General features: G+C 67.3%; 25 protein-coding genes and 1 pseudogene. 2 read left to right on the plus strand and 24 right to left on the minus strand.

Features of this window, described 5'->3' with window-relative positions:
- Positions 1-80: 80 nt before the first annotated feature.
- Both BAU06_RS17800 and BAU06_RS17805 read right to left on the minus strand, forming a co-directional pair.
- Complete coding sequence (locus BAU06_RS17800) at positions 81-356, minus strand: hypothetical protein (RefSeq protein ID WP_066353063.1); 276 nt, start codon at positions 354-356, stop codon at positions 81-83.
- 24 nt (positions 357-380) lie between these two features.
- Positions 381-1658 (minus strand): PA0069 family radical SAM protein, encoded by a 1278-nt coding sequence (locus BAU06_RS17805; RefSeq protein ID WP_231934113.1) that lies wholly within the window; start codon positions 1656-1658, stop codon positions 381-383.
- Here BAU06_RS17805 and BAU06_RS27100 point away from each other — a divergent pair.
- Positions 1539-1865, plus strand: coding sequence for a hypothetical protein (locus BAU06_RS27100; protein WP_231934140.1), 327 nt, complete (start codon positions 1539-1541; stop codon positions 1863-1865). The two genes, BAU06_RS17805 and BAU06_RS27100, sit on opposite strands and share 120 nt — an antisense overlap.
- Before the next feature lie 59 nt (positions 1866-1924).
- On the opposite strand, the gene BAU06_RS17810 is transcribed toward BAU06_RS27100, so the two are convergent.
- The 12 genes from BAU06_RS17810 to BAU06_RS17865 all read right to left on the minus strand — a co-directional run bounded on the left by BAU06_RS17810 (position 1925) and on the right by BAU06_RS17865 (position 14672).
- Positions 1925-3223, minus strand: coding sequence for a sulfate adenylyltransferase subunit 1 (locus BAU06_RS17810; protein ID WP_066353065.1), 1299 nt, complete (start codon positions 3221-3223; stop codon positions 1925-1927).
- Between the two features lie 19 nt (positions 3224-3242).
- Positions 3243-4151 (minus strand): sulfate adenylyltransferase subunit CysD, encoded by a 909-nt coding sequence (gene cysD / locus BAU06_RS27105; protein ID WP_066353067.1) that lies wholly within the window; start codon positions 4149-4151, stop codon positions 3243-3245.
- A 36-nt stretch (positions 4152-4187) separates the two neighbouring features.
- Positions 4188-4952, minus strand: coding sequence for a phosphoadenylyl-sulfate reductase (locus tag BAU06_RS27110; protein WP_066359301.1), 765 nt, complete (start codon positions 4950-4952; stop codon positions 4188-4190).
- A gap of 45 nt (positions 4953-4997) precedes the next feature.
- Complete coding sequence (locus BAU06_RS17825; RefSeq protein ID WP_066353071.1) at positions 4998-6056, minus strand: sulfate/molybdate ABC transporter ATP-binding protein; 1059 nt, start codon at positions 6054-6056, stop codon at positions 4998-5000.
- A 27-nt stretch (positions 6057-6083) separates the two neighbouring features.
- The gene (gene cysW / locus BAU06_RS17830) at positions 6084-7004 is read right to left on the minus strand and encodes a sulfate ABC transporter permease subunit CysW (protein WP_066353076.1); all 921 of its coding nucleotides are present in this window, start codon (positions 7002-7004) and stop codon (positions 6084-6086) included.
- The gene (gene cysT / locus BAU06_RS17835; protein ID WP_082988303.1) at positions 7001-7945 is read right to left on the minus strand and encodes a sulfate ABC transporter permease subunit CysT; all 945 of its coding nucleotides are present in this window, start codon (positions 7943-7945) and stop codon (positions 7001-7003) included. The genes cysW and cysT overlap by 4 nt, the downstream gene beginning before the upstream one ends.
- The gene (locus BAU06_RS17840; protein ID WP_231933900.1) at positions 7932-8993 is read right to left on the minus strand and encodes a sulfate ABC transporter substrate-binding protein; all 1062 of its coding nucleotides are present in this window, start codon (positions 8991-8993) and stop codon (positions 7932-7934) included. The genes cysT and BAU06_RS17840 overlap by 14 nt, the downstream gene beginning before the upstream one ends.
- A 192-nt stretch (positions 8994-9185) precedes the next feature.
- Positions 9186-9827, minus strand: coding sequence for a peroxiredoxin (locus tag BAU06_RS17845; protein WP_066353078.1), 642 nt, complete (start codon positions 9825-9827; stop codon positions 9186-9188).
- A gap of 146 nt (positions 9828-9973) precedes the next feature.
- Positions 9974-11818 (minus strand): acyl-CoA dehydrogenase, encoded by a 1845-nt coding sequence (locus BAU06_RS17850; RefSeq protein ID WP_066353081.1) that lies wholly within the window; start codon positions 11816-11818, stop codon positions 9974-9976.
- Between the two features lie 117 nt (positions 11819-11935).
- Complete coding sequence (locus tag BAU06_RS17855; protein ID WP_066353082.1) at positions 11936-12865, minus strand: electron transfer flavoprotein subunit alpha/FixB family protein; 930 nt, start codon at positions 12863-12865, stop codon at positions 11936-11938.
- Position 12866: 1 nt separating this feature from the next.
- On the minus strand, positions 12867-13616 hold the full coding sequence (locus BAU06_RS17860) for an electron transfer flavoprotein subunit beta/FixA family protein (RefSeq protein WP_066353083.1): 750 nt from the start codon (positions 13614-13616) through the stop codon (positions 12867-12869).
- A gap of 132 nt (positions 13617-13748) precedes the next feature.
- The gene (locus tag BAU06_RS17865; protein ID WP_066353089.1) at positions 13749-14672 is read right to left on the minus strand and encodes a histone deacetylase family protein; all 924 of its coding nucleotides are present in this window, start codon (positions 14670-14672) and stop codon (positions 13749-13751) included.
- Between the two features lie 9 nt (positions 14673-14681).
- Between BAU06_RS17865 and mltB the strand changes: the two genes are divergently transcribed.
- Positions 14682-15929: a lytic murein transglycosylase B gene (mltB, locus tag BAU06_RS17870; RefSeq protein ID WP_066353091.1), complete on the plus strand. Its 1248-nt coding sequence runs from the start codon at positions 14682-14684 to the stop codon at positions 15927-15929.
- Positions 15930-15995: 66 nt separating this feature from the next.
- On the opposite strand, the gene cysM is transcribed toward mltB, so the two are convergent.
- The 10 genes and pseudogenes from cysM to aroA form a co-directional block, all read right to left on the minus strand.
- Positions 15996-16907 carry a cysteine synthase CysM gene (cysM, locus tag BAU06_RS17875; protein ID WP_066353092.1) on the minus strand — a complete coding sequence of 304 codons (912 nt, stop codon included), beginning with the start codon at positions 16905-16907 and terminating at the stop codon, positions 15996-15998.
- 80 nt (positions 16908-16987) lie between these two features.
- Positions 16988-17584 carry a ComEA family DNA-binding protein gene (locus BAU06_RS17880; RefSeq protein WP_231933901.1) on the minus strand — a complete coding sequence of 199 codons (597 nt, stop codon included), beginning with the start codon at positions 17582-17584 and terminating at the stop codon, positions 16988-16990.
- 153 nt (positions 17585-17737) lie between these two features.
- Positions 17738-18727: an ADP-glyceromanno-heptose 6-epimerase gene (rfaD, locus tag BAU06_RS17885; protein ID WP_066353095.1), complete on the minus strand. Its 990-nt coding sequence runs from the start codon at positions 18725-18727 to the stop codon at positions 17738-17740.
- Positions 18724-19662: a D-glycero-beta-D-manno-heptose-7-phosphate kinase gene (rfaE1, locus tag BAU06_RS17890; RefSeq protein ID WP_066353096.1), complete on the minus strand. Its 939-nt coding sequence runs from the start codon at positions 19660-19662 to the stop codon at positions 18724-18726. Before rfaE1 ends, rfaD begins: the two co-directional genes overlap by 4 nt.
- Positions 19659-20879 carry a lipopolysaccharide assembly protein LapB gene (gene lapB / locus BAU06_RS17895; protein ID WP_066353098.1) on the minus strand — a complete coding sequence of 407 codons (1221 nt, stop codon included), beginning with the start codon at positions 20877-20879 and terminating at the stop codon, positions 19659-19661. The genes rfaE1 and lapB overlap by 4 nt, the downstream gene beginning before the upstream one ends.
- A gap of 63 nt (positions 20880-20942) precedes the next feature.
- Positions 20943-21266, minus strand: a complete 324-nt coding sequence (locus BAU06_RS17900; protein ID WP_066353102.1) for a LapA family protein — start codon at positions 21264-21266, stop codon at positions 20943-20945.
- Positions 21267-21473: 207 nt separating this feature from the next.
- On the minus strand, positions 21474-21836 hold the full coding sequence (locus BAU06_RS17905) for an integration host factor subunit beta (protein WP_066353104.1): 363 nt from the start codon (positions 21834-21836) through the stop codon (positions 21474-21476).
- 6 nt (positions 21837-21842) lie between these two features.
- Positions 21843-23582: a 30S ribosomal protein S1 gene (gene rpsA, locus BAU06_RS17910; protein WP_066353106.1), complete on the minus strand. Its 1740-nt coding sequence runs from the start codon at positions 23580-23582 to the stop codon at positions 21843-21845.
- Between the two features lie 182 nt (positions 23583-23764).
- Positions 23765-24445 (minus strand): annotated as a pseudogene (cmk, locus tag BAU06_RS17915) ((d)CMP kinase); the annotation flags it as partial.
- Entirely contained in the window at positions 24442-25776 is a 1335-nt protein-coding gene (gene aroA / locus BAU06_RS17920; protein WP_066353109.1) for a 3-phosphoshikimate 1-carboxyvinyltransferase, read from the minus strand. The gene aroA and the pseudogene cmk, both read right to left, overlap by 4 nt.
- Positions 25777-25785: the final 9 nt, after the last annotated feature.

Below are 25785 nucleotides of genomic sequence, written 5' to 3' on the forward strand. Positions count from 1 at the left end.
CTGCCGCATGCAGAGGATGACGTATGGCAAACCCGGCATTTTACATGAAATCAGCAGCTTAGGTAAACCAGCGGCCCGGCCTAGAACCCCGCGGCCGCGCCCAGCCACATCAGCCCGGGGATCATGGCCCCCCACATGGCGACCAGCAGCACATCGACCACCATCTGGCGCGTGGACACGCCGCCCGCGGCCGGGGATGGCGCCATGCCAGGGGCGGCGGCCCCGTCCCCCCCGACCGGGGCGGCGGCATGCCCCGACCGCCCCGCCGGGCGGCCATGGCCAAGGGGACGGCGGGCCGGCGGCGCCGGCGGAAAGGGCCATTTGGCGGGAAACTGCGGATCGGCGGCGATGTTCATGCGAAGCGCTCCTTGGGAGACATCCTAGTCGAATAGACCCAGCTGCCTCGCGGGCGCAGGTCCATGAGCAAATCCCGCCCCGGAGGAAGCAAAGGGGGCTGGGGGAATGAATTGTTGTGTGTCCAGCTGCAGGCGGTGGCGGTTGAGCCCGGCCTTGCGCACGGCCCTGTCGAAACGCTGCCGCAGCAGATCGGCCCAGATACCGGTACCCCGCATGCGGCTGCCGAAGCGGGGATCGTTGCGCTTGCCTTCCCGCAGGTCCTCGATACGGTGCAGCACGCGTTCCGCACGATCGGGAAAGTGCGCTTGCAGCCATTGCTCGAAAACGGGACGGACCTCCCAGGGCAAGCGCACCACGGTATAGCTGGCGTAGTAGGCGCCGGCCTGGGCGGCCTCGTCCACGATGCGTTCCAGGAATTCGTCGTTGATGAAGGGGATGATGGGCGCGGCCAGCACGCCCACCGGGATGCCCGCGTCGGCCAGCTTGCGCACGGCCTGCAGGCGCTTCCAGGGTGCCGAGGCGCGCGGCTCCAGGGCCCGCGACAAGCCGGCGTCCAGCGACGTGATGCTGATGTACACCGCCACCAGCCTGCGGCGCGCAAGCGCCTGCAGCAGGTCCAGGTCCCGTTCGATCAGGGCATTCTTGGTGACGATGGTCAAGGGATGGCCGGTTTCCAGCAGCACTTCGATGACGCCGCGCGTCAGCCGCCAACTGCGCTCGATAGGCTGGTACACGTCCGTGGCCGAGCCGATATTGATGGGCTCCACCCGGTAGCCCGGCCGGGCGAGTTCCGCCCGCAAGGCATCGACGGCATTGGCCTTGGCGATCAGGCGGGTTTCGAAATCCAGGCCGGGCGAATAGCCGAGATAGGCATGCGTGGGCCGCGCATAGCAATACGCGCAGCCGTGTTCGCAGCCACGATAGGTATTGATGGCCCGGTCGAAGGGGACATCCGGAGAATCATTGCGAGACAGGAGCTTGCGTGCCTGCTCGACCGCGACCGTGGTGGCCAGCGAAGTCGTTTCCGACGGATCGGGCAGTTCAGCCGGATGGGACGGATCGGAAGCGGCGGCAGGATCGGCGGGATCGGCGGGTTCGGCGCGGCGGGAAGCGTCCGGCGCGGCCGCTGGGTAAATGGGGACAGAAAACTGGACCGTATCCGCGGCCAAGCGAGCGGCGCCATGAACGGGGGCTACGAGCCCAGGATCGGCCAGCGCCGGCTCATCCGCCGGATCGACCGCGCTGCGGTCATCACGCTGGAAGCGATGCCGAACATTAGTAACCGCACCCCGACCGCGCAAGGCGGCGGGGGCGGCAGCCGGGGACCCAGAACCGGCAAAAACGGAATGATCGGTACGTGCCATGAAAATACTGTACATCCATACAGTGATTTCTGGCAAGTACCCGCCGCCGTTTTTGTTGGCGACGTCCCACTTTACCGCAAGTCCGGCGGCCGCTGCAGGCTATTTCCGGCACTGTGGCTTTGCCGCAAAACCCGCATGAAATAAGGCTTTGCGGGCATCGGCGTGGTAAAAGCGGGGTCCGCGCCGGCGCGACGCGGGGACCCTCAGCGGACCATGCCGGCGGCTGCCGTCTGGTGCGTGGATTCGTCGATCAGAATGAACGCGCCGGTGGCCGCGACCTCGTCGTAGCGATCGATGACCAAGGGCTCGCGCGTGGCGATGCGGACCTTGCCGATGTCGTTCATCGACAGCGTGCCGTCCGCGCCATCGACCTCGCGCAGCTCGTGAATGTCGCGGCGTGTCGCGACCTGGCGGATCTTCGCGGCGGTCAAGCGCGTGCCATGCTTCAACAGATACTTGCGCGCCGGGTTCAGGGGCTGCGCATCCAGCCAGCAGACTTCGGCCTCGAATTCTTTCTCGACGCGGGCAGGCGACGCCGCGTGCGTGAGCACGTCGCCGCGCGACACATCGACATCGCGGTCCAGCACCACAATGACGGAGTCGCCCGCCACGGCCCCCGACAGGACCCTGTCGTGGCCGCGCACTTCGGCCACGCGCGCCGCCACGCCGGAAGGCTGCACCACGACCTCGTCGCCGGGCCGCAGCGCGCCGCTGGCCACGCGGCCCGCATAGCCGCGAAAGTCCTGCGCGCTGCTGCCGTCGTGCCGCACCACCCACTGCACCGGGAAGCGCAGGGGCGCCTCGGCATCGTGTGCCGCGGGATCGAGCGATTCCAGCAGCTCCAGCAGCGGCGGGCCGTCGTACCAGGGCGCGTGGACGGACGGCGCCACCACATTGTCGCCATTCAGCGCCGACATGGGCAGCACCTTGAAATCCTGGATGCCGAGCCGCGCGGCCAGATCGGCGTAGCCGTCCCGTATGCGCTCGAAGACGGCGCGGTCCCACGCCACGAGATCCATCTTGTTCACCGCGACAATGATGTGGCGGATGCCCAGCAGCCGCGCGATCGTGCTGTGCCGCTTGGTCTGCGGCAGCAGGCGGCCGTCGGCGGCCCGCGTGGCGTCGATAAGGATCACGGCCACGTCCGCGGTGGACGCGCCGGTGACCATGTTGCGGGTGTATTGCTCATGGCCGGGCGCATCGGCCACGATGAACTTGCGCCGCGGCGTCGCGAAGTAGCGATAGGCGACATCGATCGTGATGCCCTGCTCCCGCTCCGCCTCCAGCCCGTCGGTGAGCAGCGCGAAGTCGATGCCGTCGCCCGCCACGCGCTTGTACTTGGCGCGCGCGATCGCGTCCAGCTGATCCGCGAACACGCTCTTGCTGTCGTACAGCAGGCGGCCGATGAGCGTGGACTTGCCGTCGTCGACGGAGCCCGCGGTGATCAGGCGGATCACCGCCGTTTCGCCCGTGGGCAGGAAGGATTCGTTGATTGCGTTCATGCTTGCTCCGGGCCCGTGCTCAGAAATACCCTTCTTTCTTGCGGCGTTCCATGGACGCCTCGGAGGTCTGGTCGTCCATGCGCGTGGCGCCGCGCTCCGTGATGTCGCTCAGCGCGGTCTCGGCGATGATGGCCTGGTTGTCGGCGGCATCGGATGCCACCGGGCAGGTGCAGGAAATATCGCCCACCGTGCGGAAACGCACCGACAGGGTTTCCACCTGCTCGTCCGCCTGGGGCGGCGTCAGCGGCGTGACCGGCACCAGCAGGCCGCGGCGACGCACCACCGGACGGCGGTGGGCGTAATAGATGGACGGCAGCGCCAGGTTCTCGCGCGCGATGTACTGCCAGACGTCCAGCTCCGTCCAGTTGGAGATGGGGAACACGCGCATGTTCTCGCCGCGATGCACCCGGGTGTTGTACAAGCTCCAGACCTCCGGACGCTGGCTCTTGGGATCCCACTGGCCGAACTCGTCGCGGAAGGAAAAAATGCGCTCCTTCGCGCGCGCCTTCTCTTCGTCGCGCCGCGCGCCGCCGATGCAGGCGTCGAAACCGAATTCGGCGATGGCCTCCAGCAGCGTGACGGCCTGCGCGGCATTGCGCGAATCCGTCTCCTTGCGCAGCACCACCGAGCCGCGCCGGATGGAGTCCTCCACGCTGCGCACGATCAGGGTCTCGCCCAGCTCGGCGGCGCGGGCGTCGCGGAACTGGATGACCTCCGGGAAGTTGTGGCCGGTGTCGATGTGCATCAACGGAAACGGAAAACGCGCCGGACGGAAGGCCTTTTCCGCCAGCCGCAGCAGCACGCAGGAATCCTTGCCGCCTGAAAACAGCAGGACGGGCTTCTCGCATTCGGCCGCGACCTCGCGCAGGATGAAGATGGCTTCGGACTCCAGCCAATCCAGGTGGCTGCGGGTATGAACGGTGGACATGGGCGATTCTCGATTGCTTCGGGGTGGAACGGCGCGTCAGACCTTGGCGGCGGAGGCATGCACGGCCGCGCCGCCGGCGCGATTGCCGGCATGCAGGCCGCATTCCTTGCTGTCGGAGGATTCCCACCACCAGCGTCCCGCGCGCACGTCCTCGCCGGGACGGATGGCGCGCGTACAGGGCTCGCAGCCGATGGACGGATAACCGCGGTCATGCAGCGGGTTGTACGGAATGTCCAGGGCGCGGATGGCGTTCCAGACATCGTCCTCGCTCCACGCCGCCAAGGGGTTGAACTTGTAGAGCGGCCGGCCGGGCTGGCCGAACACCGTGTCCTGCTCGGCCTCCGGCAGGGCGCCGCGCGTGCTTGCCTGCGCGCGCCGCTGCCCGGTGATCCATGCGCCGCGTCCGGCCAGGGCCCGGGTCAGCGGCTCGACCTTGCGGATATGGCAGCAGGCCTGCCGCAGATCGCGGCTTTCGTAGAAGGCGAAGGCGCCGTGCGCCGCGACGTGGGCGTCCACTGCTTCCTGGCGCGGCCGGTACACCGTCGGACGGCGGCCGTAGCGGCGCTCGATGACATCCAGCATGCCCAGGGTCTCCGCGTGCAGCCTGCCGGTGTCCAGGGTGAAGATTTCGATATCGATCCCGCCGGTGTGGATGGCATGCGTCAGGACCATGTCCTCGGCCGCCAGCGACGAGGCCAGGGCCGCGTCTGGATAGCGCGCCGCGATGTCCGCCAGGCGCTGCAACAGGTCGGACCAGCGCGTGGCGATGGGGGCGGGGATGCGGGCAGCCGGGGCGGACATGGTCGATACGGGCATGATGGGCAAGGCAAGGAAATGCGATAGCGGTCAAGCCGCCGGAAAGATGCGGCCGCGGCGCGGGCGGGCAAGCAGCATCGCGCCTTCGCGCAGCGCCAGGCTGTGGTATTCCTCTTCAGGCAATTGCGCTTCGAGCAGGGCGCCGTCTTCGCGCTGCAGCTCCAGGAAGGCGCTGGGCCCGGCCAGGTAGGCGTGATTGAGCCTGACCGCGATACCCTCGCCGGACGGCGCGTACGGGACCACGTCCAGTTCGTGCGGCCGCACGTAGGCGACCGCGCGCTGTTCGTCCAGCCCGTCGAATGTCGGGGCCGGCAGCGAGATACCGCTCAGGCGCCACTGGCCGCCCCCGGCATGGCCTTCGATCTGGTTGACGTCGCCCAGGAAGCCGTAGACGAAAGGCGTGGCCGGATGCGACCAGACTTCCCGCGGGGTGCCGACCTGTTCGATACGGCCGGCGTTCATGACGACGACGCGATCCGCCACTTCCAGGGCTTCTTCCTGGTCATGCGTCACGAACACGCTGGCCACGTGCAACTCGTCGTGCAGGCGGCGCAGCCAGCGCCGCAACTCCTTGCGTACCTTGGCGTCCAGGGCGCCGAAGGGCTCGTCCAGCAGCAGTACCCGGGGCTCCACCGCCAGGGCGCGTGCCAGCGCGATGCGCTGGCGCTGTCCGCCCGACAGTTGCGCCGGATAACGGTCGGCCAGCCAGTCCAGTTGCACCAGGTTCAGCAGCGCATGGACTTTTTCGCGGATGGCCGTCTCGCCGGGCCGCTGGCCACGCGGCTTGATACGCAGGCCGAAGGCCACGTTCTCGAACACCGTCATGTGGCGGAACAAGGCGTAATGCTGGAAGACGAAGCCGACCTGGCGTTCGCGCACGTGCACGCCGGTACTGTCTTCGCCGAAGAAATAGATATTGCCGCTGTCGGGCGTCTCCAGGCCGGCGATGATGCGCAGCAAGGTCGTCTTGCCGCAGCCCGAGGGGCCCAGCAGCGCCACCAGCTCGCCGGAGTCGATATGCAGATTGACGTCGCGCAGCGCCTGGAAGGCGCCGAAACGCTTGTTGACCGATTTGATCTCGATATCCATGTGTCTTTTTCCTAGTCCGTGCCGGGCTCAGGCGCCCGCGGCGCCCGAGGCGGCCGGGATCGCGTGGGACGTCCCCGGGCGGGCCGGCGCCTGCGCGCCGGCCTGGCGCAGCCGGGCCCGCGCGTGGCGCCATTGCACCATGGTTTTGATCGCCAGCGTGACCAGCGCAAGGACGGCCAGCAGCGAGGCGACGGCGAACCCCGCCTGGATCTGGTATTCGTTGTACAGGATCTCTACCTGCAAGGGGATGGTGTTGGTCAGGCCGCGGATATGCCCGGATATCACCGAGACGGCGCCGAACTCGCCCATGGCGCGCGCGTTGCACAGGATCACGCCATACAGCAGCCCCCAGCGGATATTGGGCAGCGTGACGTGCCGGAACACCTGCCAGCCGCGCGCGCCCAGCACGACGGCGGCCTCTTCCTCTTCGCTGCCCTGGGCTTCCATCAGCGGGATCAGCTCCCGCGCCACCAGGGGCAGCGTGACGAAGGTGGTGACCAGCACGATGCCCGGCACGGCAAAGGCGATTTTCAGATCGTGCGCCATCAGCCACGGCCCTATCCAGCCCTGCGCGCCGACCACCAGCATGTAGGAAAGGCCCGCCACCACGGGCGATACGGAGAACGGCAGGTCGATCAGGGTGACCAGCACGGATTTGCCGCGGAACCGGTGCTTGGCGATGGCCCACGCCGCCACGACGCCGAAGGCCATGTTCATGGGCACGCAGATGGCCGCCGTCAGCAAGGTCAGCAGGATGGCGGACCAGGAGTCGGGCTCCACCAGCGCGGCGACATAGGCGCCATAGCCCTTGCGCAGCGCTTCGGTGAAGACGGCGCACAAGGGCAGCACCAGGAAGAGCGCCAGGAAAACCGCCGCCGCCGCGATCAGCGCCACGCGGCCGATACGCCCCTGTCGCGTAGCAGGCAAGGCCGGCCGCCGCGCCGTCATGGCCGGGCTCCTTCGGCGTCACGGCCGGCCAGCCGCCCGCGCCAGGCCTGCAGGCCGTTGATCGCCAGCAGCATCGCGAACGACAGACCCAGCAGCACCGCGCCGATGGCGGCGGCGCCCGCATAGTCGAACTGTTCCAGCTTGACCAGTATGAGCAAGGGGGCGATCTCGGACACCATGGGCATATTGCCGGCGATGAAAATCACCGAACCGTATTCGCCTATCGCGCGGGCGAACGCCATCGCGAATCCGGCCAGCAGCGCGGGCGCGATAGTGGGCAGCAGCACGCGAAGGAAGATCTGCGCCGGCCGCGCGCCCAGGCTCGCGGCGGCTTCTTCCAGCGAGGTCTCCAGGTCTTCCAGCACAGGTTGCACCGTGCGGACGACAAAGGGAATGCCGATGAAGATCAGCGCGACGACGATGCCCGCCGGCGTGTAGGCCACCTTGATGCCCAATGGCGCCAGCAGCCCGCCTATCCAGCCATGGGGGCCGAGCAAGGCGGCCAGCGCGATGCCGGCCACCGCGGTCGGCAGCGCGAAAGGCAGATCGACCAGCGCATCCAATATGCGCTTGCCGGGAAAGTCATAGCGCACCAGCACCCAGGCCACCAGCAGGCCGCAGGCCAGATTGACCAGCGCCGCGATCAGGGACGCGCCGAACGTCACGCGATAGGCGGACAGGACGCGCGGCGATGTCACCGCGGCGACGAAGGCGTCCCAGCTCAGCCCCGCGGCCTTGATCACCAGCGCCGACAGGGGCAGCAGCACGAGCACCCCGAGATACGCCAGCGTCAGGCCCAGCGTCAGGTTCAATCCGGGCAGTACGCGGGGCGTGCGCCTGCCCCCGCGCGCCGGTGGCAGGGACGCGAGCGGACCCGCCCCGCGGGCGCCGGGATGGCGCGGCAAGGCCACCCCTGCCGCCAGCTGGCTACTGCTTGACATAGACCTGATCGAAAATCCCGTTATCCGCGAAATGCAACTTGTCCACCGCGGGCCATCCGCCCAGGTCGCGGATGGTGAATAGATCCAGCGCGGGGAACTGCGTCGCGTACTTGGCCTTGGCCTGCTCCGCGATGGGGCGGTAGTAATTGCGGCCGATCAGGTCCTGCGCCTCTTCCGAGTACAGGTGCTCCAGATAGGCTTGCGCCACCTCGCGCGTGCCTTTGCGATCGACATTCTTGTCGACCACCGCCACGGAGGGCTCGCACAGCACGCTCAGGCTGGGAACGACCAGGTCCAGCTGGCCCTCGCCGAATTCCTTCAAGGCCAGGAAGGCGTCGTTTTCCCAGGAAATCAGCACATCGCCGACACCGCGCTGCGCGAAGGTAATCGTCGATCCCCGCGCGCCCGAATCCAGCACGGGCACATTGCGGTACAGCTTTTCGATGAAGTCCCTGGCGCCGGCATCGCCCGACTTGCGGCGCGCATGCTCCCACGCCGCCAGGTAGTTCCAGCGCGCGCCGGCCGAGGTCTTGGGGTTGGGGGTAATGACGGACACGCCCGGCTTGACCAGGTCGTCCCAACCCTTGATGCCCTTCGGGTTGCCCTTGCGCACGACCAGGATGATGGTCGAGGTATAAGGCGAGGAATTGCCAGGCAGCCGGCTCTCCCAGCCCGGGCGTACCAGCCCGCCGTGGGTGACCAGCGCTTCCACATCGGGAGCCAGCCCCAGCGTGACCACATCGGCGTCCACGCCATCGATCACGCTGCGCGCCTGCTTGCTCGAGCCGCCATGCGAATTGCGGATGACGATGTCCTGCCCGGTCCTGGCCTTCCAGAACCTGGCGAACAAGGGGTTGTACTGGGCATAGAGCTCGCGCGTCGGGTCGTAGGATACGTTCAACAGTTCCAGGGGGCGCGCCTGCGCGCGCGCCGCCGGCGCCAGCTGCGTCAAGCCGACGCAGGCGGACGCGACACCGAGCGACCGTTTAAGGAAGTCCCGTCTCTGCTTGCCATGCGCCATGCTGTCCATTCCGCGATAGGTGCCCATCGGGCGTTATTGATGTGATCGCACGGCCGCCGTACAAGGCGCCGTGACGAAGCGGCATTGTGGAGCGTGGGTGCGGTGCATCAAACGAAAATATGCTTGTTTGCATATTCCCGGGATGAAGGCCCTGCATGGACAGGCAAAAAAAACCCCCGGGGCCACCGGGGGTTCGCGCCAGGCGCTTGGCCGGCCCGTTTATTTGTTCGGCTGGGGCGTGATGCGCAGGTAGGGGCGCACCGCCTTGTAGCCCTTGGGGAATTTCTGCTTGATCACGTCCTCGTCCTTCAGCGACGGCACGATGATCACGTCGTCGCCGTCCTGCCAGTTCACCGGCGTGGCCACGCTGTGGCTGTCGGTCAGCTGCAGCGAATCGATGACGCGCAGGATCTCGTTGAAATTGCGGCCCGTGCTGGCGGGATAGGTGATGATCAGCCGCACCTTCTTGGCCGGGTCGATAATGAACACCGAACGCACCGTCGCGGTGACGCTGGCATTCGGATGGATCATGTCGTAGAGCTCGGACACCTTGCGGTCTTCGTCCGCCAGGATGGGGAAATTGACCGTGGTGCCCTGGGTGTCGTTGATATCGTCGATCCACTTGGTATGCGAGTCGACCGGGTCCACGGACAGCGCCAGCACTTTCACATTGCGCTTGGCGAATTCATCCGCCAGCTTGGCGGTGTAGCCGAGCTCGGTGGTGCACACGGGCGTGAAATCCGCCGGGTGCGAGAAAAGAACGCCCCAACTGTTGCCCAGATACTCATGAAAACGGATGGGGCCGACAGAGGATTTTTGTTCGAAATCGGGGGCTTCATCGCCCAAACGTAGTTGTCCCATACTCGATCCTATCTCCAGAGAAAGTAAACGCCGGGTCGCGTGCGGCGAGCCGGCGGGCAAGCGGGAGGGCGCACCTGTCCCGACGGGGCCCGTGCCGCCATTCTTGCACCAAACCGCGGCAGGCAAAAGTCCCGATCCGCATAAGGTTATGCAATATCCGAGTATTTGGCGCAAGTATCGGTAACGACCCCCGCCTGGACCGCGGCGGACAGCGCGGCGGCGCGAGGCAGGATATGCGCGCCATAGAAAATCGCCGTTGCCAGCTTATTGCGCAGGAAATCCGGCGACCACTCCGTCGGGGAATTGCCGGCGTCTTGCAGGTGCCGATGGCAGGCCACCGCCGCCCGGGCCATCTGCCATCCCGCCGCCAGTACGCCGGTGAGCATCAGGAAAGGCACGCTGCCGGCGAACACCGCGCGGACGTTGCCCATGCCCGTGCGGGCCATGAACTCCAGCGCCTGCTGCTGCGCCTGCATGGCCTGCGCCAGATTGACCCGCATCAGCGCCAGGCCCGCCGCGTCCGGGGCGGACGCTGTCGCTTCCGCCTGCTGCAGGGCATCCAGGGTTTCCCGCATGGCCTGCAGCAGATGGCGCGCGGTGGCGCCGCCGTCGCGCAGCAGCTTGCGGCCGATCAGGTCGTTGGCCTGGATGGCGGTGGTGCCTTCATAGATGGGCAGGATGCGGGCGTCGCGGTAGTGCTGCGCCGCGCCGGTTTCCTCGATATAGCCCATGCCGCCATGCACCTGCACCCCCAGGGAGGCGACCTCCACGGCGGATTCGGTGCAGAAACCCTTGACGACAGGCACCATGAATTCGTAGAAGGCCCGGTTCCTGTCCCGCGTTTCCGCATCGGGATGATGGCCGGCCAGGTCGAAGGCGGCGGCGGTGACGCTGGACAGGGCGCGGCCGCCTTCGGTCAGCGCGCGCATGGTCAGCAGCATGCGCTGTACGTCGGGATGATGGGCGATGGTCACCGGCCCTTTCGATCCTTCCACCGCACGTCCCTGGACGCGCTCGCGCGCATAGGCCACCGCCTGCTGCGTGGCGCGTTCGGCCACGGCCACGCCCTGTTGCCCGACCGCGTAGCGGGCCGCGTTCATCATGATGAACATGTACTCCAGACCGCGGTTTTCCTCGCCGACCAAGTGGCCCACCGCGCCGGCGCCGACCTCGCCCTTGCCATCGCCGTAGATCAATACGGCGGTGGGGCTGCCGTGGATACCCAGCTTGTCTTCCAGGGAAGCGCACCAGACATCGTTGCGCGCGCCCGGCGCACCGTCGGCCGTGGGCAGGTACTTGGGGACGACGAACAGCGATATGCCCTTGACCCCGGCCGGCGCGTCCGGCGTGCGGGCAAGCACGAGATGGACGATGTTCTCGGCCATATCGTGTTCGCCGTAAGTGATGAAGATCTTTTGTCCGCTCAGCCGGTAGGTGCCATCCTGTTGGGGGACCGCCCGCATGGCGACCTGGGCCAGGTCCGAACCGGCCTGCGGTTCGGTCAGGTTCATGGTGCCGGTCCACTTGCCCGCCACCAGATTGGGTACATAGGTCTCGCGCAGGGCCTCGCTTCCCACCGCCAGCAGGGCTTCGATGACCCCGTCGGTCAGCAGCGGGCACAGCGAGAACGCCAGGCAGGCCGAGTTGATGTTTTCGTTCGCGACCGCCGCCACCAGCTTGGGCAGCCCCTGTCCACCCCAGGCGGGCGGATGCAGCAGGCCTTGCCACCCTGCCTGCGCATAGGCGCGAAAGGTCTCGGCATAGCCAGGAGGCGTCGTCACCGTGCCATCGCGCCAGCTGGCCGGCCGGCGGTCGCCGGCGCGGTTGAGCGGCGCGATGGCCTGCTCCACGAAGCGCGCGTTCTCGCGCAGCACGGCATCGACCAGATCCGGCGTGGCTTCCTCGTAACCCGGAAGCGCCAGCACGCCGTCCAGGCCGGCCAGTTCCTTGAGCGTGAAGCGGATATCCGCCAGCGGTACGTGATAGCTCATGTCGTCTCCTGATACCCCAGTACGGCCTGGCCGCAAGCAAAACGGCCGTCCACCAGGACGGCCGTTTCCCGTGCGCGCGGCGGACCGCGATGCGCCTTGGTTTTTCTATATTAAAGCTTAAAGCGCCTTGACCAGCTCGGGCACCACGGTGAACAGATCGCCCACCAGGCCGTAATCCGCCACGCCGAAAATCGGCGCTTCGGCGTCCTTGTTGATCGCCACGATCACCTTGGAATCCTTCATGCCGGCCAGGTGCTGGATGGCGCCGGAAATCCCGACGGCGACGTACAGCTGCGGCGCGACGATCTTGCCGGTCTGCCCGACCTGCCAATCGTTCGGCGCATAGCCGGCATCGACCGCGGCGCGCGAAGCGCCCAGGGCCGCGCCCAGCTTGTCGGCCAGCGGGTCGAGGATCTTGAAGTTTTCCGCGCTGCCCATGCCGCGGCCGCCCGAGACGACGGCGCGCGCGCCGGCCAGCTCGGGACGATCGCTCTTGGCCAGCTCGCGCCCGACGAAGGACGACAAGCCGCTATCGGCCACGGGCGTGGCGTTTTCCACCTGGGCCGAGCCGCCTTGCGCCGCCGCGGCATCGAAGGCGGTGGTGCGCACCGTGATGACCTTGACCGGATCGGCCGACTGCACGGTGGCAATGGCGTTGCCCGCGTAGATGGGGCGTTCGAAGGTATCCGGCGACACGACGGCCGAGATATCGGAAATCTGCGCGACGTCCAGCTTGGCGGCCACCCGCGGCGCGATATTCTTGCCCGAGGCCGTGGCCGGGAACAGGATATGGCTGTAGTCCTGCGCCACGGCCAGCACCTGTGCGGCGACGTTTTCCGCCAGGCCGTCGGCCAGGTGCGGCGCATCGGCCAGCAGGACCTTGGACACGCCGGCGATCCCCGCGGCCTGCTGCGCGACGGCTTGCGCGCCGCCGCCGGCCACCAGCACGTGCACGTCGCCGCCCAGCTTGGCGGCGGCCGCCACGGTGTTCAGCGTGGCGCCCTTCAACTGGGCGTTATCGTGTTCGGCAATAACCAGGATCGTCATCTCAAACCACCTTCGCTTCGTTCTTCAGTTTGTCCACCAGCGCCGCCACGTCGGGCACCTTGATGCCGGCCTTGCGCGCGGGCGGCTCGGTGACCTTCAGCGTTTTCAGGCGCGGCGCCGGATCGACGCCCAGGTCCTGCGGCGTGACGGTATCCAGCGTCTTTTTCTTGGCCTTCATGATGTTGGGCAGCGTGACGTAGCGCGGCTCGTTCAGGCGCAAGTCGGTGGTGACGATGGCGGGCAGCTTCAGCGCGACCGTTTCCAGGCCACCATCGACTTCGCGCGTGACGGTGGCCTTGCCGTCGGCGATCTCGACCTTGTTCGCGAAAGTGGCTTGCGGCCAGTCCAGCAGCGCGGCCAGCATCTGGCCGGTCTGGTTGGCATCGTCGTCGATGGCCTGCTTGCCCAGGATGACCAGCTGGGGCTGTTCCTTGTCCACCAGGGCCTTCAGGAGCTTGGCCACCGCCAGGGGCTGCAGTTCGGCGTCCGTCTGCACCAGGATGCCGCGGTCGGCGCCGATCGCCATGGCCGTGCGCAGCGTTTCCTGGCATTGCGTGACGCCGCACGATACGGCGACGACTTCGCTTACCGTGCCCTTTTCCTTGAGCCGCGTGGCCTCTTCCACGGCGATTTCATCGAACGGGTTCATCGACATTTTGACGTTGGCGATGTCGACGCCCGTTTGATCGGATTTGACGCGCACCTTGACGTTGTAGTCAACGACGCGTTTGACCGGTACCAAGACCTTCATCCAGCAGCCTCCACAGATGATCGAATAATTGACGCCGCGCGAAGCCCGCGGCGGTGGGGAATCGCCTGATTCTACAACCTCGGGGCGCGCGGCGCCCCGCGGGCATTTCACGTGGCGGAAACCCGGGCTGCCCTACAGGCGCGCCAGCTCGCGGATGTGCGCCACGGCGCTGCGGCCCAGCGCGGACAGGTTGTAGCCGCCCTCCAGCATGCTGACGACACGGCCGCCGGCATGGCGGTCGGCCACCTGCATGAGCTGGCGGGTGATCCAGGCGTAGTCGGCCTCGACCAGTCCCAACTGGCCCAGGTCGTCCTCGCGATGGGCATCGAAACCCGCGGAGACCAGGATCATTTCGGGCCGATGCGCATCCAGCCGGGGCAGCCAGATCCGCGAGACGATTTCGCGCACCTCGGCGCCGCCGCTGTAGGCGGGGACAGGCACGTTGACCATATTGTCGCCGCGCGCCGTCTCGCCGCTATGGGGATAGAAGGGATGCTGGAAGATCCCGCACATCAGGACCCGCCGATCGCCGGCGAAGATGTCTTCCGTGCCGTTGCCGTGATGCACGTCGAAGTCCACGATGGCCACCCGCTGCAGGCCGTGGCGAGCCATGGCGTGATGCGCGGCGACGGCCACGTTATTGAACAGGCAGAACCCCATGGCCCGGTCGCGGCAGGCATGATGGCCGGGCGGGCGGACGGCGCAGAACGCGGTGGGCGCTTCGCCGGCCATGATGGCGTCCACCGCCTGCACGCCGGCGCCGGCGGCGTGCAGCGCCGCGTCGTAGGTGTGCGGGTTCATCAGCGTATCGGCGTCCAGCGAGCGGTAGCCGGCCGCGGGGATGCCCGCCGCCAGGCTGTCGACGTAGGCGGCATCGTGGGCGCGCAGCAGGGCCTCGCGGGAGACCGCCGTGGCCTCGCGCGTGTCCAGGTACGGCATGATGCCGCTGGCCAGCAGCTGGTCCGAGATGGCATCGAGTCTCTGCGGACATTCGGGATGCCACTCGCCCATTTCATGCAGCCTGCAGGACGGGTGGGTAAGATACAGGGTCTCCATGGGAAGATTATGTTCACCTGTCGGCACTTACTGCAACTCGTCCTGCTTACCGCCCTATTGACGGGCTGCTCCACCGCACAGAACCGCCCGGACCGCGCCGCCGGCACGGACCAGGCCCAGGCGCCCGCCGCCGTGGATGCCGCCACGCCGCGCATCCGCATCGGTCCGCCGCCCGACCAGGGCTCGGCGTCCACGATAGGCAGCGAAGGCGGCGCCGTGCCCGATGACCAGCAAATATCGGCCGTGGCGGCGCCCGACGGCCGCATGCGCGCCGACGTGCAGGCCTTCGTCCAACAGCTGGCCGCCGAACGCGGCCTTCCCGCGGACCGGCTGGCCAGCGCACTGGCCGGGGCCCGCTACAGCCCCACGGTCGCGCGCCTGATCGCCCCGCCGCCGGGACGCAAGATATCGCGCAGCTGGATCACCTACCGCGCGCGCGTCGTCGAGCCCAAGCGCATCGGCTGGGGCGTGGCGTTCTGGCAGGAGAATGCCGACGCGCTGAACCAGGCGGCGCAGCGTTTCGGCGTGCCGCCGGCGATCATCGTCGGCATCATCGGCGTGGAAACCCTGTATGGCCGCAACATGGGCAGCTTCCGCGTGCTGGACGCCCTGTCCACGCTGGCCTTCGACTACCCCGACCCCGCCAGGCCCGAGCGGGCGCAGATGTTCCGCTCGCAGCTGGCTGATTTCCTGACCCTGGTCATGCAGGGCCGGCTGGACCTGGAAACGCTGGGATCCTATGCGGGCGCGATCGGCATGCCGCAGTTCATGCCGGGCAGCATCCTGCGCTACGCGCTGGACGGCGACGGCAGCGGCCACATCGACCTGGCCAACCATCCTCGCGATGCGATCCTGTCGGTGGGCAACTTCCTGGTGGAGCACGGCTGGGAACGCGGCCGGCCGGTATTCGCGCCGGTGGTCCTGCCCCCCGACGCGGGACGGCTGGTGGACGGCGGGCTCGCGCCCACCCGCACCTGGCCGCAATTGCAGGCCGCGGGCGCGACCGTCTCGCCCACAGCCATGACCGTCGCCGACAATGGCTGGCAGCAAGGCATGCTGGGCGTGATAGACCTGCCCGAGGAAGCCGCCGGCACGGCCGAATACCGCACCGCCACGGTGAATTTCTTCGCCCTGACGCAATACAACCACAGCTATTTCTACGCCACGTCGGTGGCGGACCTGGCCGCCGCCATCCAGGCGCGCATGAACGCCGTGGCCGCGCGTCCGGATCAGCCGGACGCGCCCGTGCAAAGGTAGCAGCGGCCGGGCCACGGATGCGGGCGCACACGACGGCGGAACGCCGCCGCGGCGGTGCGCCCCGCCTTAGTTGAACACGCCCGTGGAAAGGTAGCGGTCGCCCCGGTCGCAGACGATGAAGACGATGGTGGCGTTTTCCACGCGGGACGCGACGCGCAAGGCGGCGATCAAGGCGCCGGCCGACGAGATCCCGGCGAAGATGCCCTCTTCCGCGGCCAGCCTGCGCGCCATGGCTTCGGCATCGGCCTGCTTGATGCTTTCGTAGCCGTCCACGCGGCTGCGATCGAAAATCGCCGGCAGATAGGCCTCCGGCCATTTGCGTATGCCGGGGATCTGCGAGCCTTCCTCCGGCTGGGCGCCGATGACCTGGATGGCGGGATTGCGCGACTTCAGGTAGGTGGACACGCCCATGATGGTGCCCGTCGTGCCCATCGCGCTGACAAAATGGGTGATGCCGCCTTCGGTCTGCGCCCAGAGTTCGGGCCCGGTACCTTCGATATGCGCGCGCGGGTTGTCCGGGTTGGCGAACTGGTCCAGGACCTTGCCCTTGCCTTCGCTTTGCATGGCCATGGCCAGATCGCGGGCGTACTCCATGCCGCCCTTGTCGGCCGGCGTCAGGATCAGCTCCGCGCCATACGCCGTCATGGCGGCACGGCGCTCCACCGACAGGTTGTCCGGCATGATAAGGACCATGCGATAGCCGCGCATGGCCGCCACCATGGCCAGCGCAATGCCGGTATTGCCGCTGGTGGCTTCGATGAGCGTATCGCCGGGCTTGATCTCGCCACGGGCTTCCGCATGGCGGATCATGGACAGGGCGGGACGGTCCTTGACCGAGCCGGCCGGGTTGTTGCCTTCCAGTTTGGCCAGGATCACGTTGCCGCGGGCGGCGCTGTCCGCGCCAGGGATGCGCTGCAGGCGGACCAGCGGCGTATTGCCGACGGTCTGCTCGACGGTGGGATAGGTGACGGTTTTCATGCCGCAACTATAACTCCGTACCCCAGCGGCCGACGCGAAGGCCGCGTCGGCGCCAGGGACGTCAAGGGCAGCGGGAGGGATCAACGCGTAACGCGCGGCGGCACGCGGCCGCCACGGAGATCCTTGCCGTCAGGACGCGCCGGATCGGTGCGCGCCGGATCGGTGCGGGCCCGGTCTTGGCGCGCGACGCCGGGGCGTGCGTGCCCGCCCGCCGCCTGCCCGGGAGCAGGACGCATCCCCGGCGCAGCTCGGTCCGGCGCCGTGCCCCCTGCCGTCACGCGCAGTCCGGCGGCCTCGAGCGCTTGCGCGCGGCGGGGGCCGATACCGCGGACCCGGTCGGACAGGTCTTCCATGGATTCGAAGCGGCCGCCGCGTTCGCGCTCCTTGACGATGGTTTCGGCGGTCTTGGGCCCGACGCCGCGTATGGCGCGCAACTGATCGACGGTAGCGCTGTTCAGGTCCAGCGCATGCCCCGGCAGGGCCACCAGCGCAAGCCCGGCGGCCAGGGCCAGCCGGCCGATCGCCCGCGGCCAGCGGGCGTGCCGGGACGCGCGTGCCGGCTTCGCGGCGATGGGCTTCGCATCCCCCGGCTTCGCGCCTGTCGACGGCGGCTCGCCTGGCCGTGCTTGCGCCGTTCGCGGGGCGGCAAGGCGGGAAGGCGCCTGGGCAGTCGCCACGGGATCATGCAGGAATGGATTCATAAGGCCTCCGGACAGCGGTGATGGGCGTTGACGGGCGGCGTGCGATACGCCAAGGCCATCATCGCCGGCCGCAATCCGGGGCGGGGCGCGAGTGAACGGAAAGATCCACCCGGCCATCCACGCATGGATTTATTCGCGCGCGCGCCAGTAGCGGACGTATTCCGCCACGCCCGTCTGCACATCGCGCATGGGCTGGTCGAAGCCCGCCGCCCGCAGGCGGCTGGTGTCGGCCTGGGTATAGCTTTGGTAGCGGCCTTTCAAGTCGTCCGGGAAAGGGATGTAGCGGATCAGGCCTTGCTTGACGAGTTCGTCCAGCGGCAGCGGCTGTTCGCCGCGCTCTTCGCGCAAAGTGTTGACCACGGCCATCGCGACGTCATTGAAGGGCTGCGCGCGGCCGGTCCCGCAATTGAAAATGCCCGATACCTGCGGGTTGTCCAGGAAATGCAGATTGACCGCGACCACGTCCTCCACGGAGATAAAGTCGCGGCTCTGGCCGCCGTCAGGATAGCCGTCCCAGCCGGCGAACAGGCGCACGTGGCCTTCCGCCAGGAACTGGTTCATGTTGTGGAACGCCACCGACGCCATGCGCCCCTTGTGCTGTTCGTGCGGGCCGTAGACGTTGAAGTAGCGCAAGCCCACCACCTGGGCGGTCAGTGAGGACAAGCGCGTGCGCAGCACCTGGTCAAACAACAGCTTGGAATAGCCGTAGACGTTCAGCGGGCGCTCGTTGGCGGGATCTTCCGCGTAGACCGACGATCCGCCATAGGTGGCCGCCGACGAGGCATACAGGAAAGGCACGCATTCCGCCTGGCAATAATCGAACAACTCCAGCGTGACGCGGTAGTTGTTGTCCATCATGTACTTGCCGTTGCGCTCGGTCGTGTCCGAGCACGCGCCCTGGTGGAATACGGCGCTGAAGCGCGGTAGCGCGCGCGCGCCCACCAGTTGGCGGAAGTAGTCCTTGTCCATGTAGTCGGCGATGCGGCAGTCCGCCAGATTGACGAATTTGTCGCCATCGCTCAGGTCGTCCACGGCAATGATGTCCTGGATTCCGCGACGGTTCAGACCGCGCACCAGATTGCTGCCGATGAAGCCCGCGGCCCCGGTTACCACGATCATGATAGGTCTCCCAATTCCTTCGCACTGACGGTCGATGTGCCGAGTTTGCCGACCACCACGCCGCCCGCGCGGTTGGCCCAGCGCATGGCCTGGGGCCACGGCATGCCCACCGCCCGCGTCACCGCCAGCGTGGCCAGCACGGTATCGCCGGCGCCGGATACGTCGAAGACCTCGTGTGCCTGGGCATCCACATGCTCGCGGCCATCGCCGGTGAAAAGCGTCATGCCCTGCTCCGACCGCGTCACCAGCAGGGCCTCCAGCTGGAGGTCCCCGCGCAGGCGCTGCGCGCGGGTGGCCAGGTCGTCCTCGGAGTTCCAGCGGCCCACGGCCTGCTGCATTTCCGAACGGTTGGGCGTGACCAGCGTGGCGCCCCGGTAGATATCGTAGTGGTCGCCCTTGGGATCGACCAGCACCGGCACGCCGGCCGCGCGTGCCTTTTGGATCAATTGCTGTACCCGCCCGAGCGCGCCCTTGGCGTAGTCCGACAGCACCACGACGTCATGGCCGGGCAGGTGCCGTTCGAATTCGGCATCCAGCGCGTCCAGCGCGGCGGCCCGCGGGGCTTCCTCGAAATCGACGCGCAGCAGTTGCTGCTGGCGGCCCAGGACGCGCATTTTCAGGGTCGTGGGATTACCGGCGTCGGCCACCAGACCGGGCGCGATGCCCGCTTCGCGGGCCAGGCCATGGATGCGCTCGCCGGCCTCGTCCGCCCCGACGACGCCGATCAGCGTCGCCTGCCCGCCCAGGGCGGCCACGTTGCGCGCCACGTTGGCGGCGCCGCCCAGGCGGTCTTCACGGCGCGCCACGCGCACGATGGGCACGGGGGCCTCCGGGGACACGCGATCGACTTCGCCGAACCAGTAGCGGTCCAGCATGACGTCGCCCACGACCAGGATGCGGCGACGCGAGATGTCGCCTACGGGAAATGCACTCATTCAAGTTCTTCCAGACGGCGCGGCGCATAGGTCTCCCATGCGTTGCAACCAGGACATTGCCAATAATAACGGCGGGCCTGAAAACCGCAGGCACGGCAGGCGTAGCGGTCCAGGCGCTGCGTGTGCTTGTGTATCAGGCTACGCAAGAGGCTGAGATCGGCGCCCGGCACAGGGCTGACTTCGCCATCGCCGCCGGGCGCGGCGAGTTCGGCTTCCAGCAGGCGATCCAGCCCCAGCAGCGAGGGATGATGCCGCAGGGCCGATCGCGCGAAAGCCCAGGCGGGGGCGGCGCCCTGCTGGGCACGCAGTTCCCTGAAGACGATGTTGAAGAGATCCAGCGAAGGATATTGGGCGTATTGCTTTTGCAGCAGATCCAGCGCGGCCGCGGCGCCATCGTTCGCCCGATAGCTGTTGAGCAGCGCTTCGGCCACCAGGCCGGCGTACTCGGGTTCGTCGGTCAGGACGGATTCCAGATGCAGGCGCTCGCGCTTGGCGTCGCCTTCCAGCGCGGCAAGGCGGGCGCGCAGCATGGAGATCCGCACCACGGAGCCCTTGCTCGACAGATTGGCGTCGCCCGCGATACCGGCCGCATGGTCGGCCGCGTCCAGCGCGGCCTGCGCCGCGTCCAGATCGGGCGGCTGCAGCGACATGGCCTGCTGCGCCAGTTCGCACTGGTAGTGCACCAGTTGGGGCACGGGCTCGTCGACCAGGCCGCGCAGCGTCTTGACGGCCTCGATGGCGCGCGGCCAATCGTGCTCGGATTCGTAGATGCGGATCAGCGACCGCAGCGCGGGCAGCGAATACCGGGTATCGCGCAACTGCTTGAACGCGCCTTCGGCTCGATCCAGCATGCCCGCCTTGAGGAAATCCTGTGCCAGCTCATGCAAGGCGTGTTCGCGTTCCGCGACCGGCAGGTCGGCCCGGTTGAGCAGGCTTTGGTGCACCCGGATGGCGCGCTCCATTTCGCCGCGGCGGCGGAACAGGCTGCCCAGCGCGAAGTGCAGCTCGGTGGTTTCCGGATCCAGCTTGGCGACTTCCACGAAGGCGTCGATGGCCCGGTCGGGCTGCTCGTTCAGCAGGAAATTCAGGCCGCGAAAATAGGAATCCGGCAGGACACGGGTTTCCGACAGCATTTGTCGGATATCGAAGCGCGCCGCCAGCCAGCCCAGCGCGAACAACAAAGGGACGAATATCAACCACCAGGGTTCAAAATCCACGGCGCTCGCTCTCGCAGGGTTGGGACGCGCCCGGCGGCGCGGCATGAAAACGGACCGCCTGCATCACAGGGGCGACATCGGCGCGATGGTTTCCGGGGGCACATTGGCCGCCTGGCCGGGCTGGTTGCTGAGCGAGGCCTGTACGCGGTCCAGTTCCCTGCGCAGGCGCACCGCTTCGCGCCGGCGCCGCATGGCGGCAGGCACCGTGAGCAACAAGCCGAATATCGCTCCCACCACGAAAGTGACGAGCATGACGACGATCAGCGGCACATCGTGCATGATGTAGTCGCCGTAGAAATTGACCTGGACGGGGTTGGTGTTCTTGAGCGCGAACATCAGCACCGCGACAAATACGATCAGTCGCAGCGCCCAGACGAAATAGCGCATGACGCAAGCTCCACAGGGTTCAGTATCGGAATTGTAAGCGCCCTTTGGCCCGGCAAGTGGACGGCAAAGGGAAATGCCACCGTCTCGCATGCGCGGAGAACAAAAAGACCGCCGGGTACGGCGGTCTTTTCGAATACTGCATATCGGAGGGCCCAGGCGGCGTCCGGACCGGTGGCGACGGTGGCGCGGGCGCCTGTCGCCCCGGACCTAGAGCATCACGTGGGCGCCAACGCCCGACACCGCGGTTTCAACGCTGTCGCTCGACGCCGTCGACGAGGCATCGTCGCTGCTGTCGAGGTCGACACGTTCTCGCAGTTCCTTACCCGCCTTGAAATGCGGCACCTGTTTACCCGGCACCAGCACTTGTTCGCCCGATTTCGGATTACGGCCTATGCGCGGCGAACGCCGCGATAGCGAAAAACTGCCGAAGCCGCGGATCTCGATACGCTGGCCCGCGGCAAGCGCCTGGGCCATCGCATCGAGGATCGTTTTCACGGCGAAATCGGTATCGCGGGCGGCCAGCTGGGGATAGCGGGCCGCCAAGGCGGCGATAAGCTCCGACTTGGTCACAACGATTTAACCGTCGTTGCGTTGCTGGTCCAGCTTGGCTTTCAGCAGGGCGCCCAGGTTGGTGGTGCCCGAGGAAGCGCTGGCTTCAGACATGCGCTGGATGGTATCGGCGGTTTCGGCGTTGTCGCGAGCCTTGATGGACAACTGGATCGAACGCGTCTTGCGGTCGACGTTGACGATCATGGCTTCGATGTTGTCGCCGGCGTTCAGCACCGTCGTGGCGTCTTCGACGCGGCCCGAGGAGATCTCGGAAGCGCGCAGATAGCCTTCGACGTCCACGGACAGCGTCACCACGGCACCCTTGGGCTCGACCGACTTGATCGTGCCGGGCACGACCGCGCCCTTGTCATGGGTGGCGACGAAGTTGTTGAACGGGTCGCCTTCCAGCTGCTTGATGCCCAGCGAGATGCGTTCCTTGTCGGTGTCGATGCCCAGCACCACGGCTTCGATTTCGTCGCCCTTCTTGAAGTTGCGAACGGCCTCTTCGCCGGTTTCCGTCCAGGACAGGTCGGACAGGTGCACCAGGCCATCGATGCCGCCGGGCAGGCCGACGAACACGCCGAAGTCGGTGATGGACTTGATCGCGCCCTGGACCTTGTCGCCACGCTTGAAGTTGGTGGCGAACTCTTCCCACGGATTCTGGCGGCACTGCTTCATGCCCAGCGAAATACGACGACGGTCTTCGTCGATTTCCAGGACCATGACTTCGACTTCTTCACCCAGCGTGACAACCTTGCGCGGATCGACGTTCTTGTTGGTCCAGTCCATTTCGGAAACGTGGACCAGGCCTTCGATACCGGCTTCGACTTCGACGAACGCGCCGTAGTCGGTCAGGTTGGTGACCTTGCCGAACAGGCGGGTGCCCTGCGGGTAGCGACGGGCCAGACCCACCCAGGGATCTTCGCCCAGCTGCTTGACGCCCAGCGACACGCGGCTCTTTTCCTGGTCGAACTTGAGGACCTTGGCTTCCACTTCCTGGCCCACTTGCAGGACTTCGGAGGGGTGACGCACGCGGCGCCATGCCATGTCGGTGATGTGCAGCAGGCCGTCGATACCGCCCAGGTCGACGAACGCGCCGTAGTCGGTGATGTTCTTGACCACGCCCTTGACCACCGCGCCTTCGTGCAGGGTTTCCAGCAGCTTCTGGCGCTCTTCGCCCATGCTGGCTTCCAGCACCTGGCGGCGCGACAGCACGACGTTGTTGCGCTTGCGGTCGAGCTTGATGACCTTGAATTCGAGGGTCTTGCCTTCGTACGGCGTGGTGTCCTTGACGGGACGCAGGTCGACCAGCGAGCCCGGCAGGAAGGCGCGGATGCCGTTGGTCATGACGGTCAGGCCGCCCTTCACCTTGCCGGTGATGGTGCCGGTGACCAGTTCGCCGTTTTCCAGGGCTTGCTCGAGCTGCAGCCAGGCCGACAGGCGCTTGGCGCGGTCGCGCGACAGGATGGTGTCGCCGTAGCCGTTTTCCAGCGAGTCGATAGCCACCGAGACGAAATCGCCCGGGTTGACTTCGATTTCGCCCTGGTCATTCAGGAATTCTTCCAGCGGGATCAGTGCTTCGGACTTGAGGCCGGCATTGACGACGACGAAGTTGTGGTCGATACGCACGACTTCGGCGCTGATGACCTCTCCGGACTTCATGTCCTGGTTCTTGAGGCTCGAAGCAAACAGATCGGCAAAGCTTTCGCCGCCCATGGCGTCGAGGACAGCGGTAGAAGGATTGGAAGACATTGAGTTGAAATCCATAGGCCGGAACGGCCCGGTTATATATACACGCCAATACGGCTTGCCCGTACCAGCGGAGTGGAACAAAACCGTCGGGAACAGCGCTATCTGGGAGCGATATTCCCGGCGGCGCCGGAAAACCCTTTTGCTTTCCCTGCCGTGCCGGCGGGGACCGGCTTCGATGAGCCGCCACGCAGGCCGTTCCAGAGATCGAGTATGGCTTGCACCGTTTCCTGGGCCGTCATCTTCGACGAATCCAATACCCGGGCGTCCGCGGCGGCCACCAAGGGCGCCACCGCTCGCTGGGTATCGCGGGCGTCGCGCTCGCGCATATCTCGCAAAAGGTCTTGTAGATTAGCAGAAATACCCTTTTCGATCAACTGCTTACGCCGTCTTTCGGCACGGGCCTCGACGTCGGCGACCAGGAAAATCTTGAGCACGGCATCCGGAAAGACCACGGTGCCCATGTCGCGGCCGTCGGCCACCAGGCCGGGCGCCCGCCGGAAGGCGCGCTGGCGGTCCAGCAGCGCCTGGCGCACCGATCCGTAGGCCGCCACGCGGGAGGCGAAATTGCCCACCCTTTCCTGGCGGATGTCGTAGCCGACTTCCCGGCCGTCCAGGTAGATGTGCTGTCCCTCGAAACGCACGGGCAGCGTGCGGGCGGTTTCCGCCACGGCGGCCTCGTCTTCCGGGGCGATGCCATGTTCCAGGGCGGCCAGCGCCGCCAGGCGGTAAAGGGCGCCGCTGTCGAGCACCGCCCAGCCCAGCCGGCGGGCCACGCCATGCGCGACCGTGCCCTTGCCCGAGGCCGTCGGCCCGTCGATGGCGATGACCGGCACCGGATCCGGCGCGGCCTGCTGTAGCGTGTCGTCTGCCTGAGTCATACGTGTTCCTCGCTGCCGACCAGCCCGGCGTAAACGTCGAAATACGTGGGGAAAGTCTTGCTGACGCATCCCGGATCCAGGATGCGCACCGCCGCGGGACCGAAGGCCGCCAGCGACATGGCCATGGCCATCCGGTGGTCGTCCCAGGTGCCGATTTCGGCGTCGCGCCAGCCGCCGGCGGGCGGCGGCGAGACCTCCAGCCAGTCCGGCCCGGAGGCCACGCCCGCGCCCAATTTGCGCAATTCGGTCTGCATGGCGTGGATGCGGTCGGTTTCCTTGACGCGCCAGCTGCCGATGTTGCGCAGGCGGCAGGGGCCGTCGGCGAACAGGGCCAGCGCGGCCGCCGTCATGGCCGCGTCGGGAATCAGGTTGAAATCGGCGTCGAAGGCACGCAGCGTTTCGCCGCGCGCCACCCGGACGCCGCGCGATTCGATCCAGTCGGCGCCGAAATCGATGCGCACGCCCATGGATTCCAGGGTACGGGCGAAGGCCACGTCCCCCTGTATGCTGTCGTGCCCCACGCCCTGCACGCGCACGGGACCGCCGCCGACCGCGCCCAGCGCCAGGAAATAAGAGGCGGACGAGGCATCGCCTTCCACGGCGATGCGGCCCGGACTTCGATAGCGCGCGCCGGCCGGCACCGTGAACCGCGACCAGGCGTCGCGCCGCACCTCCACGCCGTAGCGCGCCATCAGGTTCAGGGTGATTTCGATATAGGGCTTGGAGATCAGGTCGCCGACGATCTCGATGACCAGGGGCTCGCCCACCGTATCGGTGTAGATGGGGGCCGCCAGCAGCATGGCGGTCAGGAATTGGCTGGACACCGCCCCGGGCATGCGCACCGGCCCCTGCGCGCGCAGCGTGCCGCTGCCGATGCGCAGGGGCGGATAGCCCTCGCGGCCGGTGTAGTCGATGCGGGCGCCCAGCGCGCACAGCGCGTCGACCAGGTCGCCGATGGGGCGCTCGTGCATGCGCGGCACGCCGGAAACCCCGTAATCGCCGCCCATCAGCGCCAGCGCCGCCGTCAGCGGCCGCACGGCGGTGCCCGCATTGCCCAGGAAAAGATCGGCCGCGGGCTGGGGAAAGCGCCCCGCGCCCCGTACGGCGACCCGTCCCTGCCCTTGCTCGTCCAGCGCCACGCCCAGCGCGCGCAGGGCCGCCAGCATCACCCGCGTATCGTCGGAATCGAGCAGGCCGGAGATTTCCGTGCTGCCATCGGCCAGGGCCGCCAGCAGCAGCAGGCGGTTGGAGATGCTCTTGGAGCCCGGAAGGGATACCGTCCCCCGCGCCAGGGTCGCGCGCGGCAGATCGAGAAAAGAAGGTCCGCTCATGTAAGCCGT

The organism is Bordetella bronchialis (assembly GCF_001676705.1).
In the GTDB taxonomy this organism is placed as follows: domain Bacteria; phylum Pseudomonadota; class Gammaproteobacteria; order Burkholderiales; family Burkholderiaceae_B; genus Bordetella_C; species Bordetella_C bronchialis.